Below are 17,517 nucleotides of genomic sequence, written 5' to 3' on the forward strand. Positions count from 1 at the left end.
CCGCCATGAGCGACTCAAAGCAGGCAACGGCGCGGACCAGGCGGCGCATGGCCGGCCGCGACATTCACGAGGCTCATCGCGTCTCCACGCCGCTCGAGCTGCTCTTCGATCTCACGTTCGTCGTCGCCATCGCGGCGGCGGCGGCCCAGCTCCATCACTCGGTCGGCGCGCATCACCTGGCGCAGGGCATGCTCGGCTACGTGTCGACCTTCTTCGCTGTCTGGTGGGCGTGGATGAACTTCACGTGGTTCGCCAGCGCCTACGACACCGACGACTCCACCTACCGACTCTGCACCATCGTGCAAATGATCGGTGTCCTCATTCTCGCCGCGGGCGTCGCGAGGGCCGCGCAGGGCGACTTCGGCATGGTCACCATCGGCTACGTGGTCATGCGGAGCGGGCTCGTGGCCTTGTGGTGGCGCGCGGCGCGCGAGCACCCCGAACGGCGACAGACCTGCATGCGCTACGTCGTCGGCATCTTGTCGGTGCAGACGCTGTGGGTGGCGCGGCTCGCGCTGCCACCGACCTTGGGGTACCCGTCGTTCTTCGCCCTCGTGGTGGCGGAGCTGGCGGTCCCCATGTGGGCTGCGAAGTCGGGGCACACGCCTTGGCACGCCCACCACATCGCGGAGCGTTATGGCCTCTTCACGATCATCGTGCTGGGCGAGTGCGTGCTCGGCGCCACGACCGCCATCGGCAACATCATCGATGCGCAGGGCTGGTCGTGGAACGTCGCCTGGGTGGGCGGCGGCGCCACGTCGCTGGTGCTCGCGCTTTGGTGGGTCTACTTCCTCGTCCCCTCGGGCGAGTCGCTCCACCATCACCGAGAGCGCGCCTTCCGCTGGGGCTACGGTCACTTCACGGTCTTCGCGTCACTGGCAGCGCTCGGCGCGTTCCTGGGCGTCGTAGCCGATCAACTGAAGGCTGCGAACGTCGGCCCGAAGGCGGACCCGCACGCCGTCTCGCCGACCTTGGCCATCGCGCTCGTGGCCGGTGCCGTCGCCGTGTACCTCACCTCTGTGGCCTCCATGAGCGCGCGCGTGACGGGCGCGGGGAAACATCCGTTCGCCTGGGTCTGGCTTGCTGCGCTGCTCGTGCTCTTCGGCGTCGTGGGCGCCGTGGCCGCCGGCTTGCCGCTCGCGTGGGCCCTTCCGCTCGTGACGCTCGCGCCGGCGGTTCCCATCGCGGCCATCGAGCGAAGGCGCGCCGCGCAGCACGCTTCGCCGGCGCCCACCCCTTGACGGGAAAGGCGGCGGCGGAATGGCGACGGCGCGGAGCTTTCGTGATAGCCCGATCCGATGATGAAGACGACCGCGCGCGCCTTTGGACTGGGGCACCTGGCGTTCTCTTTGGCTCTCATCCCGACGGCCCTTGCGTGCGGCGCCTCTCCCGTTGACTCGCGGTTTCCTCCGCGCCCCGAGGGCTGCACCGTCGAGGTCTTTCACGAAATCGCGCCCACGAAGCAGACCGAGAACATCGGCCCCGTCCGTGCATCCTGCACCGAGCTCGTCTCCAAGGACGATTGCCTGCGGACACTGCAAGATCAGGTCTGCAAGCTCGGCGGTGACGTCGTTTGGGGTGTGGAGCCGGAGCCGGTCATCAAGAACGGCCGAAAGACCCTGTCGGGGCGCGCGGCGAAGGCGCGCTGAGCATGACCAAGGCCTTTCTCGGCACGGGACTCTTAGGGAGCGCCTTCGTTGAGGCGTGGCGTCGTCGAGGCGTTCCCGTGGCCGTTTGGAACCGCACGCGCTCTCGCGCCGACGCGCTGGCAGCGCTCGGCGCGTCGGTTCACGACTCGCCGGCCGACGCCGCGCGTGGCGCCACCCACGTCCACATCTGCGTGAGCGACGATGCCGCCGTCGACGCGATCCTCGACGCCATCGTGCCGGTGCTCCAGGAGGAGAACGGGGGCAGCGAGGCCGCCTTCGTCGTGGATCACACCACGACGTCACCCGAGGGCGCGCTAGCCCGCTACGAACGCGCGCGGCGAGAGGGGTTCCGCTTCGTTCACGCGCCGGTCTTCATGTCTCCGGCGGCGGCTCGCGAGCAGAAGGGCATGATGCTCATCTCGGGTCCGCGCGACGAGTCGCTCGAGGTCGAGCTCGCGGCGATGACCGGCGAGCTCTTGCACTTGGGGCCGCGGGAAGATCTTGCGGCCTGCGGCAAGCTCTTCGTCAACGCGCTCATCTTGAGCCTCGCCGGCGGCGTCGCCGATGTGCTCGCCATGGCGCGAAGCCTCGGCGTGGCGGGCGAGGAGGCCGTCACCCTCTTGTCGAAGTTTGACCCGTCGGCAGCCATCAAGCTCCGTGGAGTGCGTATGGCCAAGGGCGACTTTGCCGCGTCGTTCGAGCTCGCCATGGCCCGAAAGGACTTGCGCCTGATGCTGGACGCCGCCGATCCGCTGCCGCTCTCGGTGCTGCGCGGGCTCGCGCAGCGCATGGACACCCTGGTGGCGCGAGGCCACGGTCGCGCCGACGTCGGCGTCCTGGCCGTCGACGCCATCGCTCCCGCGAGCAGCGGAAGCCAAGCGGCATCGGGCGTCATTGAGCGCCTCCACGGCACGCATCACCGCATCAACCAGCGCATCGCCGACCTCGAGCGGGCCCTTGGCGCGGGCGAGGGCAACGCCGACGCCAGCGGGGCCCTGGCCGACGCCATCGCGTTCTCCGAACGCGGGATCGCGAGACACGAGGACGACGAAGAGCTTTCGCTCTTTCCGCGCGCCAACGAGATCGCCGCGGCGGCGCCCATCATGGCCCGGCTCGTAGGAGAACACGCCGGGCAGCGTGCGCTTTGGAAGAAGCTACGTGACGCAGAGACAGGCCCTCTCCGCCTGGCCTTCGTCCATGAGCTCGCGCGCAGCTACCGAGAGCACGCGCGCATCGAAGAGGAAGAGCTCTTCCCGCTCCTGGTCGACGCGCTGCCCGACTCCGCGTTTCGGGCCATCGACGACGAAATGGAGCGCGGGGGGCGGCGTGGCGGTGGCGGTGGCGGTGGCGGTGGCGGTGGCGGTGGCGGAAGAAGCTAGCGTCTTTACCGGATGCACTTCGTGATGGCTTCCGCCGTCTCGGCCTCCCGAACGCAGCCCATCATCGAGTCGGTCACGCGCCGGCCCACGCAGTCCTTCAGCTCGTCTTTCAGCGACGCTCGGAGCTCTTCCTGCTTCTTGGCGATGAGGCCGGGCTCGACGAGCTTCATGGCGCGCATCTGCACTTCGACGTTGCGGTCCACGATGAGCTTGCAGTCGGCCTCCGTCGCTGGCCTCCCGCAAGCCGCGGCGAGCGTAACGAGGGCGACAAGGGAGAGAACGTACGACAAGGGGCGCATCACCTTTTCTCCATAGCGAAGTACCGCGCCTTTTGGCCCGACAAAACCGGGACTGCTACACTTTTCTGCCGTGGAGAGAGGTCGTCCCGCAGCCGCTCGGAGTTCCCCCCGGAGCGCGAGCCCGGAGGAGTGCCTGCAGAAGGCCATGATGGCGACGTCTCCCGTGAGCCGCGCACGCTACGCGCGCAAGGGCCTCGCGTCCAACTCGCCTCTCGATCCGACGACGCACGCGATGCTGCTTCGCCAGCTCTACCTTGCGCACTTCGAGCACGGCCGCTTCCGCAAGGCGCACGAGATCGCGCTCCAGGCTCTCGAGCTCGACGTGCTCGCCGACGTGATCCACCAAGACGCCGCGCGTGCGGCGCTCGCCGACGGAGACCTCGAGGAAGCGGTCGTTCACCTGCGAACGGCCGCTCGCCGCTGCCCCGCGTCGCGGCGGCCCTTTCATTTGTGGACGCTCGGGGGCACGCTCTTTTTGGCAGAGCGCTACGCAGAGGCCATCGCCGCGCTTACCCGCGCGGCGCGCTGGGGAACACGCGACAAGCCGCTCTACCGCGCTCACCTCGCGCTCGCTCAGATCGCGAGCGGCGCGCGGGTCGACGAGGACGACGTGCAATCCGCCATCGACGATCTGGCTGAAGCGCCGTGCGGGCAAGGCTACGGCCGGTTCGTGCTGGGACACTTGGCCTACGCCGCCGCCGAGTGGGAGGCCGCGAAGAAGTACCTCGACGCCTTCGTGAAGCGCACCGAGTCGGGTCGCGAGGCCACGCGGGTGGCGCTCGCCGGCGAGCTCCGAATGGCGCGGGCGACGCTGGCCAAGATGCGCGCGAACTAAATGACCGAGTGCTTTGCGCACAACGCCCTACGATTCAGCTAATGGAGCGGCCGCGATCCAGAGCCCCCACGTTGCGGCCTTTCGCCCTCAAGCTCCGCGAGCAGCCCTCACGCCGCACCAGGATTTGGCGGGGTGCGACGCGCGGTCCTTGGCCGGCGCGTCCGTTGCAGCGAAGATACGGGGCCGCGGGGCCCGCCTCGTAAGAGTTCGGCGCGGCGGTAAGCCCTCTTGCCCGAGGCCCTTGTCGCGGCCCTGCCCGCAGCCCCAGAAACCGGAGTCTCGCGAATGAAGACGGCACCCAATCGATCGACGCCTTGGCGCTGCTTCCACCAAGGGACGGCGCGGGTGCACCGCGCCACTGCGCTCTTGCTGGCCGCGCTCGTCGTCGGGCTTCTCTTCGTGCCGTCGCTCGCTTGGGCGCAGGAGGTGGCGGGCTCCGACACCGGCGGCTTCGCGCGTCAAGCCGCCAAAGGCGGCGCCTTCGCCCTCGGCGCTTCGTTCTTGGCGGGGGTCGCCGCGAGCCTCACGCCGTGCGTGTTCCCCATGGTGCCGATCACGGTGGCCATCTTCGGCGCCACCGACGCGAAGTCGCGCGGGCGCGGAGCGGCCCTCTCGGCGACCTTCGTACTCGGCATCGCCTTCTTGTTCACGCCGATGGGCATGGCGTTCGCCGTCTCGGGCAAGCTCCTCGGGAGCACGCTCGCCAACCCCTTCGTGGTCACCGGCATCGCCGTGCTGTTCTTGTCGCTCGCCGCCTCGATGTTCGGGGCCTTCGAGATGACGCTGCCCGCAGGCCTCAACAACCGCCTCTCGACGGTCGGTGGCATCGGCTTCCGCGGCGCCTTCATTCTCGGCCTCGTGATGGGTCTCATCGCGGCCCCTTGCACCGGCCCGTTCTTGACGGGCATGGTGCTTTGGCTGGCGACCACGAAGGACATGGTGCTCGGCGCCGGCGCGATGTTCCTGTTTGCCGTGGGCCTAGGGCTCCCCTTCTTCATCGCGGGCTCGTTCTCGGTCAGCTTGCCCAAGGGCGGCGCCTGGATGCTCGGCATCAAGTGGGCGAGCGGCGTCGTCTTGGCGTACATGGCCCTCGCGTACCTGCGCGACGGCTTCCCACTGGTGCGCAAGGTCGTTCAGCCGACGATGCCGTTTCTCACGGTCGCGGTGATCATCATGGCTGTCGGCCTCGTCTTGGGGAGCGTGCACATCGCCGCCGAGCGGCGCCGCTCGCCCATCGCGCACCTCTCGAAGCCGATGAAGCTCGCGTCGATTGTGCCGGCCATCATCGGCATGTTCCTCACCATCTCGTGGGTCAACATGCCAAAAGCCACCGCCGGTGGCGAGGACTCGGCGGCACCGGCCATCGCGTGGCAGAGCGCGGAAGCCGCGGCCCTCGAGCAGGCGAAGCGCGAGAAGAAGCCGCTGCTCGTCGACTTCGGGGCGACCTGGTGCAAGGCCTGCGAGGAGCTCGACCACCTCACGTGGCCCGACAGCCGCGTGCGCTCCGAGGCCGCGCGCTTCGTGAGCGTGAAGGTCGACGCCACCAACGAAGACGATCCGGAGATCAAGCGCCTCTCGGAGAAGTACAAGGTCGTGGGCCTGCCGACGGTCGTGGTGGTCGATTCGAGTGGCGCCGAGAAGGTGCGCTTCACCGAGTTCGTCGCCGCGGACAAGATGGCCGCCGCCATCAAGAGCGTGAAGTAGGGTCGCCAGCACCGCCGAAGCCAGCACTCGGCATGCGGCCCCAGCCGCAGCTACTCTCGCGAATACAGGCTCGACGGTGACGGGACCGATGAGACGGTCCGTGGGGCCTTCAAGACCGGTCGACGGTCCGGTGGCCTGGGCGCGCCCCGCTCGGGTGCTCGTGCAGACGCACTGGCCGTGAGAGTCGGCTGAGTCGCGCTCGGGGCCGTCGCGACCCCCGGTGACGAAAGCGCGGGAGTAACGAAGCCGACTGCGACGTCGCCTGGGGTCGTGTTGGCGTCGACGATGGGCGCCGCGCCGTTGGGTGCGCTGGGCGACGGGGCGAACCTCGTCGCCGCGAACGCCGCGAGCATCGCCGTGCTCACGATGCCGGCCCCAAGGCCGATGAGGACGCGGCGCCGCTGCTGCGCGAGCGGGGGCATGTTCGCCAACGAGCTCGACGTCGGCACTAGAACGGAGCGGCTCCCGGTGCCAACGTCGAACGGTTCGGTGGCCGAGTAGGCGGGAATGGGCGCGACGATCGACTCGAGCGCATCCTGCGGGAGCTCCACCGGGCACGACGCGCTCTCGACATCGCGCAACATCGCCGCGCGACGCGAGAGCTCGGCGGCCCCCACGACTTGAACGAATGAGCCCACGATGCGCGGCGGCGCCACTGGCCCCGCGGCTTCGAGCGCCGCTTCCATCTCGGCGGCGGTCGCGTAGCGTTGCGCCGGATCGCGCGCGAGCGCCTTCAGCACCACCGCGTCGAGCGCTGGCGAAACGGCGGGCGCGAGATCGCTCGGTGGCGGGACCGTTCGCTCCATGACCTGACGAACGATGTCCGCCGGTGAGTCGCCGGCGAAGAGTCGCTTGCGCGTCAGCGCCTCCCAGAGGACCGCACCAGCGGCGAAGACGTCCGTGCGGCGGTCGATGGGTTCGCCGGAGACCTGCTCCGGCGACATGTACGGGAGCTTGCCCTTGACGTGACCGGTCTCCGTCGTGGCGCCATAGCCGACAGCCTTCGCGACACCGAAGTCGATCACGCGCGCGACGCCATCGATGCCGACGAGAACGTTGTGCGGGGACATGTCACGATGAACGATGCCGAGCGGTACCCCATGATCGGAACAGGCCTCGTGGGCGGCATGCAAACCGCGGAGGACGCCCATGGCGATCGCGACCGCAACGGCGACTGACAAGGGTTCGCTCGAGGCACGGACGAGATAGGCGAGCGAGAGACCCTCCACGTATTCCATAACGAGGCAGAGCTCGTTGCCAGAGCGAATGACGTCCAGCGTGGGAACAACGTTGGGGTGGCGAATGCGCGAACAAAGGCGCGCCTCGTCGATGAAGCTCGCGGCGAACTCTGGATCCTCCAGCAGGTGCGCGTGGAGTCGCTTGACGGCAACGACACGCGCGAAGCCCGCCTCGCCCTCGAGACGGCCTAAATGCACGCTGGCCATGCCGCCACGGCCAAAGGCCTGGTGAACCGCGTAGCGGCCTACGCGAAGCAACGGCAACGCCCCCTCACCCATGGCCGCTTGACAGGGTATCATCGCCCCGATGGGCGGCGGGCGATCGCGTGGCTTTGTCGGTTTTGCCCTGGCTACGGCGGTGCTTGCGCTCGTTCCCCGCGCGGCCCGCGCCACCGACGACAAGCGCGCACAGACGCTCTTCGACGAGGGCCTCAGCGCCATGGAGGCCGGCCGCTTCGAGCAAGGGTGCCCCGCGCTAGAGGAAAGCGTGCGCCTCTCGCCGTTGCCGGGGGCGCTCTTCACACTGGCGGAGTGCGAGGTTCGCTGGGGTCGCTTCGCGATGGCGCTCACGCGCTACGAGACCTACCTCGAGCGCTTCGAGCGGATGACCCCCGGCGAGCGCGCGAAGCAGCGCGGGCGTGAGAAGGTCGCCGCGTCGCAGGCGGCGGCGCTGCGTGGGCGCGTGGCGAAGTTGATCGTGCGCGTTCGAGGAGCCCCGGCGGGCGCGCGTGTGACGAACGGCGACGTCGAGATCCCGCAGAGCGAGTGGGGAGCGGAGCGCAACGCCGATCCCGGCACCGTGACGTTGACGCTTCGCTCTGCAAGTGGGACCGCGCTCGCGAGCGAGAGCGTCACGTTGTTGCCCGGTGCCCGACGTGAGCTCCTGCTCACGGCCGCGGCAACGCCGCCCGAAGCTCGTGACACCTCCCCAACAGCAACGGGACCGGCGCCCGCGAGTCGAGAGGCCGACGGTCCGCCTGCCTGGCCTTGGGTCCTGGGCGGCGTTAGCGTCGCCGCCCTCGCCGGCGGTGCGGCGACGAGCGTCGTCACGCTGTCGGCCTCAAAGGTCGTCGACGAGCGGTGCCGCGACCGCGTCTGCGACGCCGAGGGCCTCGACGCGGTCGAGCGCGCGAAGACGTGGGGCTGGGTGGCCACGGGGTTCCTCGCCGCAGGTGCCGTTGGCGTCGGCGTCTCTGGATACGTTCTGTTGACGGCGAATCGACGAACCGCCGCCACGGCGGCGCCCACCGCTGCGCTCCGCGTGAGCGGCCCCGGCCTCGAGCTAAGGGGGACCTTTTGAAGTCGCGCATCGCGCTCTTCGGCATCGTCGCGACGTCTGCGTTGCTGGGCTGCGGCATACTGCTCGGCGTCGAGGGCGACTACACGCTCCGCGCGGACGACGCGGCGACCTCGAGCGGTGACGTCACGACGGAGACGAGCGGTTTGAGCGACGCGAGCGGAGACGCCACCGCCGACGGCGGTGTGCTCCCCGATGCGGCGAGCGACGGGCCAATGCTCACGCCCGACGTCGCTGACGTCGCCGAGGGCGGTCGCCCGACCGCCGATGCGTTGGCCGACGTAGCCCCAGAGGCGGCCGCCGACGCGGGACCGCCTTTGGCTTTCGGCCCGACTCCCGGACACGTCAACCCATGCGGCTTCGCCGCAAGCGCGGGGTCGTGCACCACGCCGTCGAACCGCTGCTGTTATGGCTCCGATGGCGGCTACTGCCAACTCTCGACGGAGGCCTGCAACCTACCTCGCTCCGCCATCGTCGAGTGCGACGAGGCCGCGGACTGCTCCGGCACCGGCAGCGACATCTGTTGCCTCGATGTGCAGTCGGGCGATCGCCCCTTCGCACGCTGCAAAGCGTCATGCCCGGTGCGCATCTGCCGCGCCGACGCCGAGTGCCCCAACAGCGAGAAGTGCCTGCCATGGCCGTGCCCGAACGGGCCTGTGCGCTCGTCGTGCAACGGCGAGGGGTACAACCCCGCGCTCTGTTTCTGAGCAACGGTATCGCCGGCTACGCGCAACCGGGCGCGCGTCAGCCGCGCCCAAGCCGGTCGCCCAACCGATGCCTCCATGCGTCGTTCCGTCGCCTTCTGTCCTCACTTCCGAGTCCGGCAGCGCTGGCGGACCGGATAAGTCACGATTTTCCGCAGACGCGCCCTCGGCACACCGCGTGCTGAATGCTCCGTCATGCGGACAACGGCCTCGCTCAGCGGGTTGACGCTCGCCCTCGCGCTCTCCGCGGCCGCCTGCACCGGCGTCATTTCGGGGGATGACACCGTGCTCGGCGCGGGAGGTGGCGCCGCTGAAGGCACCGTTCGCCCTCGCGGCGCCTGCGCTCCCGTTCGCAAGACCGCCTACCGCCGGATGAACGCCCGGGAGTTCCAAGCCGCGGTACGCGACCTCTTTGAGGTACCCGCCCTGGAACTGGGCGAATATCCGCAAGACTTCTTCAGCACCCGCGGCTTCGACAACGACGACATCAACACGCGCACGAGCCCCGTCGACGCGGAGAAGGTGTTCACGGCAGCCGAGCGAGTGGCGGGCCAGGTCGCCTCCGCCCCCGGGTCGAAGTTCGGCGCCTGCAAGACGGCGACCGACCTTCGCGCCTGCCTCACCCCACTCCTGACGTCCACGCTCCGACGCGCCTACCGGGCTCCCGTCGACCCGACGGTCTTGGGCGCGCTCCTCGACGTCGCGGCGGCGGCGCCTGACAAGGGCGAGGGCATCGCCGACGCGATCGCCGCGATGCTTGCGTCGCCTCGCTTCGTTATGCACCTCGTCGACTACGAGCGAAACCTCGACAAGGACGGCACGCACGAGCTTTCACCCCACGAGCTCGCCTCGCGGCTGTCGTTCTTCTTGTGGTCCAGCGTCCCCGACGACCAGCTCCTCGACCTCGCCGACAGCACCAAGCTCCGCGATCCCGCGGTCCTCGCTTCGGAGGTTCGGCGCATGCTCGCGGATGCGCGTGCCTCACGCTTTCTCGCAACGTTCCCGAGTCAGTGGCTTGGCTACCACCGCGTTGCGACGTCGACGCGAGACGCCAAGACCTACCCGGAATTCGACGACACGCTCAAGCGCTCGATGGTGACCGAGTCGAACATGCTCTTCGACGACGTGCTCAAGAGCGGGGCGCCGGCCGACACGCTCGTCACGGCGACCCACTCGTTCGTGGACCGTTCCCTCGCGAGCCTCTACGGCGTTCCCTTTCCCGGCGACGCGAAAGATCCCTTCGCGCGCGTGAGCCTGGAAGGCACACGGCGCCGAGGCCTCATGATGCAGGCGGCGACCATGACGGCGACGGCCACTGGCAACCTCGCCATTCACCGCGGGGTCTTCGTCCTTTCGCGCGTTCTGTGCGAGCCGCTCGGTCTGCCTCCGCAAGCGGTCTCCCTGAAGCCCGGGCCAGCAGCCCGCACGGAGCGCGAGAAGCTGGCGGCTCACGCGAGCGATCCGGTGTGCAACGGATGCCACGCCCGCATCGATCCGATCGGCCTCTCCTATTCGAACTTCGATGCCATCGGGCGCTTCCGAAGGGCCGACGAAGCGGGGCCCATCGACGCCTCTGGGAAGCTCCCGGACGGCCGCGCGTTTGGCGACGCGGCCGACCTCGCGTCGTTCGTGGCCTCGGGCGACACCTTCGAGATCTGCCTCGCGAACCACCTCGCCTCCTTCGCAACAGCACGCATCGTCGAGGGCGATGAGATGTGCCTGCTCAAGGAGGTCGTCGGGCGAGGCACCGCCGATGGGACCACGTCAATCCCGCGGCTCATCAGCGAGCTGGTCGCGAGCGATCTCTTCTCTCTGAGCCGCATGGTCGAGCGCTGAACCCGGAGCATCGATGAAGAAGATCTGGCAAATCGATCGGCGTACCTTCCTGCGAGGCTTCGGCGCCGCCGTGGGGCTGCCCATGCTCGACATCATGGCGCCCTCGTTGGCCCATGCGCAGATCGCGACCCCGAAGACCCGGCGTCTCGTCTGGATCTACATCCCGCACGGGTACATCGCCTCGGCTGCGAAGCCCGACTACCTGATGAACCTCCTCGGGGACATGCGCCCCAACGTGAGCGTGGTTCACGGCCTAAGAAACGAGTACCCGGCCGTCAGCCAGAACGGGCACTTCTCCATCTGGGCACCATTTCTGAACGGCGTCCCGACCAAGAATCCCGCGGCCGTGCAGACCACTTTCGACCAGCGCATAGCCGGCGCACAACCCGCTGGCTCGAAGGTCGCGACCTTGAGCATCAACGTGGAGCCTGCCGATCAGGTTCATGACTTCAACGTCCAACAGGCGAACAACCCTTCGTTCAAGGGCCCCAACCAGCCCGTGCCCGCTTTGTCGAACCCGCTCGACGCCTACAACCGCCTCTTCGCCGGCGGCGCGCCGGTGCAGGCCGACCAACGCATGGCCGAACAACTCAAACGGCGACGCGGCATCCTCCACTACACGCTCGAAGACTCGAAGAAGCTCATGAGCAAGGGGAGCGCGAGTGATCGCATTCGCCTCGAGGAGTACTTCCAGGGTCTGTCGGAGCTCGATCAGCGGCTTCTGACTCAGCTGGGCGGCGGCGGCGGCGCAACCTGTACGCCGCCGGCGGGGGTGACGAACTCGGCCAATTACGGGACGAGGCTCCAGATGTTCTACGACATCGCGTTTTTCGCGAACCTCTGCGATCTCACGCGCGTCACCACCTTCATGCACGCGCCGGAGAACAACGCCATCGTCAACCAGGCCTTCGTGCCCGGCGTCCAGGTCGGCGCCGGGTGGCACGCTCACTCGCACTACGGACCGGAGAATGCTGGCATGAACGGCGGCGGCGGACCGGCCAACTCGACCGACGCGAACGTGAACCGGAGCGATCTCCAGAAGATCATCGTGTGGCACTACGGAAAGGCGCTCGAGTTCGCCCGGCGCCTCCGCGGCGTAAAGCTGCCGACCGGCGCCACGCTCCTCGATGAGAGCCTCGTCGCGTGGGGCTCGAGCTTCGCCGACTCGAACTCGCACGCGACCAACGGCTTACTCTGGCACCTCGCCGGCACTGGCAACGGCTCGTTCAAAGCCGGAGTCGACGTCGACGCCGGCGGCTCGAAAATCTCGAACCTGTGGTTGACGCTGATGCAGGGCTTCGGGGTAAGCGCCTCGTCACTCGGCGACGGGACGCAGCCGATCGTTGCGCTCCGTGCGTGAGGGAGCGCGAGAGCCCAAGCCTCCTTCTCCTAAGCTCGATGCGACGGTCGCCTGCTTACTTCTTCTTCTTGGGCCCCTTGCCGCCGCTCTTCTTCCCCGCTGCCGGGGGCGGCGGGGCGGCGGTGTCGCCAGACGAGGTCGGCGCGGGCTTCTTTCCTAGCCGCGCGCACGCGTCTTCGTTGCCGTCTTTGCAGTTCTTCTCCCACAGCTCTTTCGCGCGCGCCGCATCGGCCTTGGTGCCGACTCCCTTCGCGTAGAAGTCGCCGAGCTTGAGGCACATGTCGATGTCGGTCGCATCGGCGCAGCCGCGGGTCGCCATGGCGAAGGCGTCGGCGTCACTCTTCTGAGCCACAGCGATGTCGAGGGCGCCGGAGCAGACGGAGCCGTCGGCTTCGCAAGCCTTCTTCGCCAGCGCGATGGCCCGCGCCGGATCTTTCGGCACGCCGTTGTCCCCCGAGGACAACATCTCCGCCAGGTCGACGCAGATGGCGGCGCGCCAGTCGGGCGGACCGCCTTGGCACGTGCGCGCCATCAGCTCGAGGCCGCGCGCGATGTCCTTCTTGGTCCCCGCGCCCTCGATGAGGGCCAGGCTGGCGTCCTTGCACGCCAAGGCCTCGCCGAGGGCGCAGGCGCGCTCGTTGGCTCGGAAGGCGCCCTTCGCGTCGTTCTTGTTGTCGTAGGCGATCGCCATCATCGAGCACGAGAAGCCGCTTCCGAGATCGCAGCCCATTTTGGCGAAGCGAATCGCCTCCTGGGGATCGTCGCCAACGAGAAAGCCACATGCGTCGCCGACGCCGCCTTCGCAGGCCTTCTTGTGGAAGGGAACGGCCGCCTTGTCCTTCTTCAGGCCGAGCGCGAAGTTGTAGCAGGACTCGGCGTTCCCCTTTTCGCATTGGGCCTTGCACTCGTCGCGATCTTTCGGATTGCACAAGAACGCCTGCGAAGGCGTCTTGGTGCAGATGCCATCGGCGAATTGAAAGCCGGCGGGGCACGGGTTCTCAACGGCCTTCGCCTCACGCGCGGCCTCGGCCTTCTTGGTGCCCGAGGCGGGCGCCGCTGCGTCTGCCTCGATGGGCAAGAGCTCAACGCGGAGCGGCGCTCGACACTCGGCCGGTGGGGATGGCGCGTCCGGATCCGACTTACGACACGCGTCGAGAGAGCCATCGGTCGTGACGGCCTTGCGGGACGCCTCGCTCTTGGCCGACGCGCCCACGGAGAAGAGCTCGCCGACCACCGCCGCCTTCCCGGCCGAGCCGGTGGCCATGGAGAAGGCGCCGACGGATGCACTGTGCACAAAGTGCGTCGCGCCCTCGCAGTTGCCGGTAAGCGCCTTCCTTTCGACGCTCCCGACGAGCGTCGAGCGGCGCCCGACAAGGACGAGCGCGAGGTCGATGCTCCGTCCGCTCTGCACCTCGGTGCCAAGCTTTCCGCTGCTGAGCGGGAGGTTCACCGCCAGATCATCCTGGCTCTTCAGCTGGCCGACCTGCTCCTACCGACTCACGCCGGCGTAGTCGTAGGCGGTCTCGGGCATCTTGCAGGTCGAGAGGACGCGAAGGGTCTTGCAGTCGTAGCTGACCACCACGAGGCCCTTCTTCATCGTGGCTTCGAGATCCACGCGGGAATCGGGCTCGAGATCGATGATGAGGGGCTTCACGGCGCGTGGGGAACCCGTGCACGTGGGACCGGCCGCCCCCAGCGCGCCTTGGCCCGTGTAGTCGGCCGGGCGCACGGCATCGCCGACGGCTCCACCACAGCCGGACAAGCACGCGACGACGAGAGCGGAACCGAGGACACGACTGTTCATGGTGGGGGATCCTAGAGTGAAACGTTGAGGCCGCGCAAAATGGCCGCCGGCGGGGCCGCTGGGGTCGGTACGCAATGGCCATGCCCCCACCGCCACGGGGAAAGCCGCGGAACCAAAGCCCACGGGGACCGTGACCGAGGCCGCATGGTGCGTGACCGGCCGTGACCGCGAGCGTGACCGCGCAGCAAGACACTTCTTTACCCAACAGATCTTGTCCTCGGCGGCGCGTGTCTCTATTGATGAGCCGGCACTCAATAATGACCCGCCCGTCGAAAAAGCTCGCGCCCCAGTCGGTCGGCCCCGCCGCGACGCCGACCGCGACGCCTCGGAGGCGCCCCGGACGACCGCCTGTCATCTCAAGTGATGCGCTGCTGGCTTTTGCCCGCGAGGTCTTCCTTGAGAAGGGTATCCGCGCCACGACGGGCGATGTGGCCGCGCGGGCCGGCGTTGCGGAGGGCACGCTCTTTCATCGCTTTGGCTCCAAAGACGCGCTGTTTCGCGCGGCGATGCAATTCGACCCGGCGCGAACGCCGGTTGCCCTCGCGAACATCGCGGAGCGCGCCGGCAAGGGCGAGCTCCGCGCCACGTTGATCGAGGTCGGCACGGGCATGTTGGCCATCGGCCGCGTCGCGCTGCCGGTCATGATGATGTCGTGGTCGAACCCCGCGGGCGACTACTCGCTCGACAAGCTGGGCGCGCGACCCAGCGGCTACAAGCGCGCGGTCTTGAACCTCCGAGGCTTCTTCGCCCGCGAAATCGAGCTCGGCCGCCTCACGTCGCACCACGCTCCGGAGGCGCTCGCGCGCATCTTCATCGGCAGCCTCCATCACTTCTGCATGACCGAGCTCTTCTTGCCGGGCGTCTCTGGCTTCGCGCTGACCCCCGACCAGTTCGTCACGGAGCTCGTCGACGTCCTCCTGCACGGGGCCGCGCCCCGCACTTCTTCCTCTTTGTGATCGTGTCCTCGCAATTTCCACCGATTGGACTGTGGCCCATGCGGAAAGGTTTTCCTCTCTTCCTCCTCACCTTCGGCCTGATCGGCCCTCTCCGCGCAGGGCGAGCCGAGGCGCTTCAGCCGCTCGACGAGTTCCTCGCGCGCGCGCCTTCGCACGCGTTCGACACGCGCGAGGCGGCGCTCTTGGCGCAGCAACGCGAAGCGGAGGCCGACGTCGCCCTCGGTCGGCTCCTTCCGGCGCTCTCGGCGCGCGGCGTCTACACGCGCAACCAATACGAGATCGCCACGCCCACGGGGCCTGCGAGCCGGGCGCTCATCCAGCCAGAGAATCAGCTCGACGCCATCTTCGCGCTCGACGTTCCCATCGTCGATCTCCCCAACTACTACAGGCACCGCGCGACGCGGGCTCTGGCGCGCGCCGCTTCCGAGCAGAGCGAGGCGAGTCAGCTCGACGTGAACCGCGCCGTCTGTCGGGCCTATTATCAGCATCTCGGCGCTGCGGGCCTCCTGCGCTCGGCCGTGCAGAGCACCGACACGGCCCAGAGCAACCTCAAGAACGTCTCCGTCCGCCGCGGCGCCGGCGTCGCGACCGAGCTGGATCTGGAGCGGGCCCGCGCCAACGTTGAGCGCTCGAAGCAGGACGTTGCCGACGCGCAGCTCCTCGTCAACCTGTCAGCGCGCAGCCTCGAGACGCTCTCCGGCGTGACACCGACACCGGCCGTCGCCACCGACATCCCGGGCGACGACCTCGCCGAGGAGAGGCCGCTCGCCGAGTGGTTGGGCCGCGCCAGCGAGACGCCACAAGAGCGAGCGTTGCGCGAGGCTACGGCGGCGGCGGCGGAGCAAAACAAGTCGGCGAACACGACGCTCGTGCCGACGCTCTCGGGCGCGGCGCAAGAGCGCATCACCAACGCCACGGGCTTTCTCGGAAAGAACTCGACGTACGCGCTCTCGCTCACGCTCGGCTGGCGCCTCGACTACGTGGGGCTCAAGAACTCTGACGCCCAGAGCGTCGCCCGCGAGCTCGCGCGCGTCCGCGAAGAGCGCGCAAAGCGCGGCACCAAGGACGCGATCTTCGAGGCGCATCAGCGCGTCACGGCGGGCATCGCCAAGAGCCGCGCGGCCCGCGCCCAGGCCGTCGCAGCCGGCCGGGCGTCGGAGTTGGCGTCGGACCGCTACTCCGCCGGCGCCGCCACGCAGCTCGACGTCACGCAGGCGCAGCGCGACGCGTTCCTCGCGGACGCGGGGCGCGTCCAGGCGGACGCCGATCTCATGTTTGCGCGAGCGTCCCTGCGGCTCGCCGCAGGTCTCCATCCGAAGGGCTCCGCCGAGGGAAAAGGTCGATGAACTCCACGCTCCAGAAGGCGCTCGTTTGCGCCACCATCGCGGCGCTGCCGCTAACGATGTTGACGGCCGCCGGCTGCAAGAAGGCCGCGCCGCAATCGATCGCTGAAGCGGGCCCCGCGCCCATCAGCGTCGAGAGCGTCGCCGCGAGCATGGTCGACGTTCCCGCCACGCTGCGCGTCACCGGGAGCCTTCGCGGCTTCCGCGAGACCGACCTCGCGGCCAACGCCGCCGGCCGCGTCACGCAGACCGTCGTCGAGCGCGGCTCCCACGTCATCGCCGGACAGATCCTCGTGCAGCTCGACACGCGCGCCGCGTCGCTCACGGCCAGCGAGGCGCGCGCGCAAGCCGACAGCGTGAGGGCCCAAGAGACGCAGGCCAAGTCCGAGTGCGATCGCTACGAGAAGCTGCGCGCCAAGGGTGCGATCACTGACTTGGAGTTCGATCGCGTCGCGACCCAATGCCGCACGCTGCCGCTCTCGGCGGAAGCCGCCACGGCGCGCGCGCGCCTCGCCGCGCAAAACGTCGGCGACGGCGCGATTCGCGCGCCCTTCGCCGGCGTCATCACCGAGCGCACCGTGGATGTCGGCGAATACGTTCGTCAGGACACGCGCATCGCCACGCTCGTGGCGCTCGACCAGATTCGCCTCGAAATGGCCGTCCCCGAGGCCTACGTCGCGAAGCTCAAGGAGAACAGCGTCGTCGGCTTCCGCGTGGCGGCGCACCCGGAGCGACTCTTCAAAGGCACGGTCCGCTTCGTGTCCGGCGCCGTGCGGCCAACGTCTCGCGATCTCGTGGCCGAAGCGGTCGTCGACAACGCCGACAAGGCGCTGTTGCCCGGCATGTTCGCCGACGTGGAGCTCGAGGTTGGCCGTCGCCAATTGCCGGGCGTGCCGCGGGCCGCGCTCACCACGAAGGACGGGCAGAAGCACGCGTTCGTCGTCACCGGAGGGCGCATCGAGGAGCGCATCCTCGCCACGGGCCCTGAGGCCGGCGAGCTCGTCAGCGTCACCCGCGGCATCACGGCCGGTGAGCGGGTCGTCATCAAGAACATCGACACGTTGTCCAACGGGCAACCGGTCCTCTGACGAAGTAACCGGGTGCGCACCGAGA

Annotated in this window: 16 protein-coding genes; 12 read left to right on the top strand and 4 right to left on the bottom strand. The window is 68.8% G+C overall.

Going from position 1 to position 17,517, the window contains the following annotated elements; genetic code table 11:
• Window positions 1-5 precede the first annotated feature (5 nt).
• The 3 genes from IPG50_08250 to IPG50_08260 are packed head-to-tail and all read left to right on the top strand — an operon-like array spanning window position 6 to window position 3,028.
• Complete coding sequence (locus IPG50_08250; protein ID MBK6692182.1) at window positions 6-1,241, top strand: low temperature requirement protein A; 1,236 nt, start codon at window positions 6-8, stop codon at window positions 1,239-1,241.
• A 57-nt stretch (window positions 1,242-1,298) separates the two neighbouring features.
• Window positions 1,299-1,649 carry a hypothetical protein gene (locus tag IPG50_08255; GenBank protein MBK6692183.1) on the top strand — a complete coding sequence of 117 codons (351 nt, stop codon included), beginning with the start codon at window positions 1,299-1,301 and terminating at the stop codon, window positions 1,647-1,649.
• Window positions 1,650-1,651: 2 nt separating this feature from the next.
• Window positions 1,652-3,028: a hemerythrin domain-containing protein gene (locus tag IPG50_08260; protein MBK6692184.1), complete on the top strand. Its 1,377-nt coding sequence runs from the start codon at window positions 1,652-1,654 to the stop codon at window positions 3,026-3,028.
• A gap of 5 nt (window positions 3,029-3,033) precedes the next feature.
• On the opposite strand, the gene IPG50_08265 is transcribed toward IPG50_08260, so the two are convergent.
• Window positions 3,034-3,327 (bottom strand): hypothetical protein, encoded by a 294-nt coding sequence (locus IPG50_08265; GenBank protein ID MBK6692185.1) that lies wholly within the window; start codon window positions 3,325-3,327, stop codon window positions 3,034-3,036.
• A 148-nt stretch (window positions 3,328-3,475) separates the two neighbouring features.
• Between IPG50_08265 and IPG50_08270 the strand changes: the two genes are divergently transcribed.
• Entirely contained in the window at window positions 3,476-4,162 is a 687-nt protein-coding gene (locus IPG50_08270) for a tetratricopeptide repeat protein (protein ID MBK6692186.1), read from the top strand.
• 285 nt (window positions 4,163-4,447) lie between these two features.
• A complete protein-coding gene (locus tag IPG50_08275; GenBank protein MBK6692187.1) occupies window positions 4,448-5,866 on the top strand; it encodes a thioredoxin family protein in 1,419 nt (472 codons plus the stop codon).
• A 50-nt stretch (window positions 5,867-5,916) separates the two neighbouring features.
• Here IPG50_08275 and IPG50_08280 read toward each other — a convergent pair whose 3' ends face one another.
• Window positions 5,917-7,383 (bottom strand): protein kinase, encoded by a 1,467-nt coding sequence (locus tag IPG50_08280; protein MBK6692188.1) that lies wholly within the window; start codon window positions 7,381-7,383, stop codon window positions 5,917-5,919.
• Window positions 7,384-7,462: 79 nt separating this feature from the next.
• Here IPG50_08280 and IPG50_08285 point away from each other — a divergent pair, with 79 nt between their 5' ends.
• The 4 genes from IPG50_08285 (at window position 7,463) to IPG50_08300 (ending at window position 12,301) form a co-directional block, all read left to right on the top strand.
• Entirely contained in the window at window positions 7,463-8,404 is a 942-nt protein-coding gene (locus IPG50_08285; protein ID MBK6692189.1) for a hypothetical protein, read from the top strand.
• Window positions 8,401-9,108, top strand: coding sequence for a hypothetical protein (locus IPG50_08290; protein MBK6692190.1), 708 nt, complete (start codon window positions 8,401-8,403; stop codon window positions 9,106-9,108). The genes IPG50_08285 and IPG50_08290 overlap by 4 nt, the downstream gene beginning before the upstream one ends.
• A gap of 192 nt (window positions 9,109-9,300) precedes the next feature.
• Window positions 9,301-10,941 carry a DUF1592 domain-containing protein gene (locus IPG50_08295; GenBank protein MBK6692191.1) on the top strand — a complete coding sequence of 547 codons (1,641 nt, stop codon included), beginning with the start codon at window positions 9,301-9,303 and terminating at the stop codon, window positions 10,939-10,941.
• Window positions 10,942-10,954: 13 nt separating this feature from the next.
• Entirely contained in the window at window positions 10,955-12,301 is a 1,347-nt protein-coding gene (locus IPG50_08300; GenBank protein ID MBK6692192.1) for a DUF1552 domain-containing protein, read from the top strand.
• Between the two features lie 55 nt (window positions 12,302-12,356).
• Here the strand turns inward: IPG50_08300 and IPG50_08305 are convergent, their stop codons facing one another.
• Both IPG50_08305 and IPG50_08310 read right to left on the bottom strand, forming a co-directional pair.
• A complete protein-coding gene (locus IPG50_08305) occupies window positions 12,357-13,751 on the bottom strand; it encodes a sel1 repeat family protein (GenBank protein MBK6692193.1) in 1,395 nt (464 codons plus the stop codon).
• Window positions 13,752-13,790: 39 nt separating this feature from the next.
• The gene (locus IPG50_08310; protein MBK6692194.1) at window positions 13,791-14,105 is read right to left on the bottom strand and encodes a hypothetical protein; all 315 of its coding nucleotides are present in this window, start codon (window positions 14,103-14,105) and stop codon (window positions 13,791-13,793) included.
• A 257-nt stretch (window positions 14,106-14,362) separates the two neighbouring features.
• Between IPG50_08310 and IPG50_08315 the strand changes: the two genes are divergently transcribed.
• Genes IPG50_08315 through IPG50_08325 form a run of 3 tightly spaced genes read left to right on the top strand, consistent with a single transcriptional unit; the run spans window position 14,363 to window position 17,492 of the window.
• Window positions 14,363-15,061 carry a TetR/AcrR family transcriptional regulator gene (locus tag IPG50_08315; GenBank protein ID MBK6692195.1) on the top strand — a complete coding sequence of 233 codons (699 nt, stop codon included), beginning with the start codon at window positions 14,363-14,365 and terminating at the stop codon, window positions 15,059-15,061.
• A gap of 38 nt (window positions 15,062-15,099) precedes the next feature.
• Window positions 15,100-16,407 carry a TolC family protein gene (locus IPG50_08320; GenBank protein MBK6692196.1) on the top strand — a complete coding sequence of 436 codons (1,308 nt, stop codon included), beginning with the start codon at window positions 15,100-15,102 and terminating at the stop codon, window positions 16,405-16,407.
• A complete protein-coding gene (locus IPG50_08325) occupies window positions 16,404-17,492 on the top strand; it encodes an efflux RND transporter periplasmic adaptor subunit (GenBank protein ID MBK6692197.1) in 1,089 nt (362 codons plus the stop codon). The genes IPG50_08320 and IPG50_08325 overlap by 4 nt, the downstream gene beginning before the upstream one ends.
• Window positions 17,493-17,517: the final 25 nt, after the last annotated feature.

This window comes from Myxococcales bacterium, from assembly GCA_016703425.1.
Lineage (GTDB): Bacteria > Myxococcota_A > Polyangia > Polyangiales > Polyangiaceae > JADJCA01.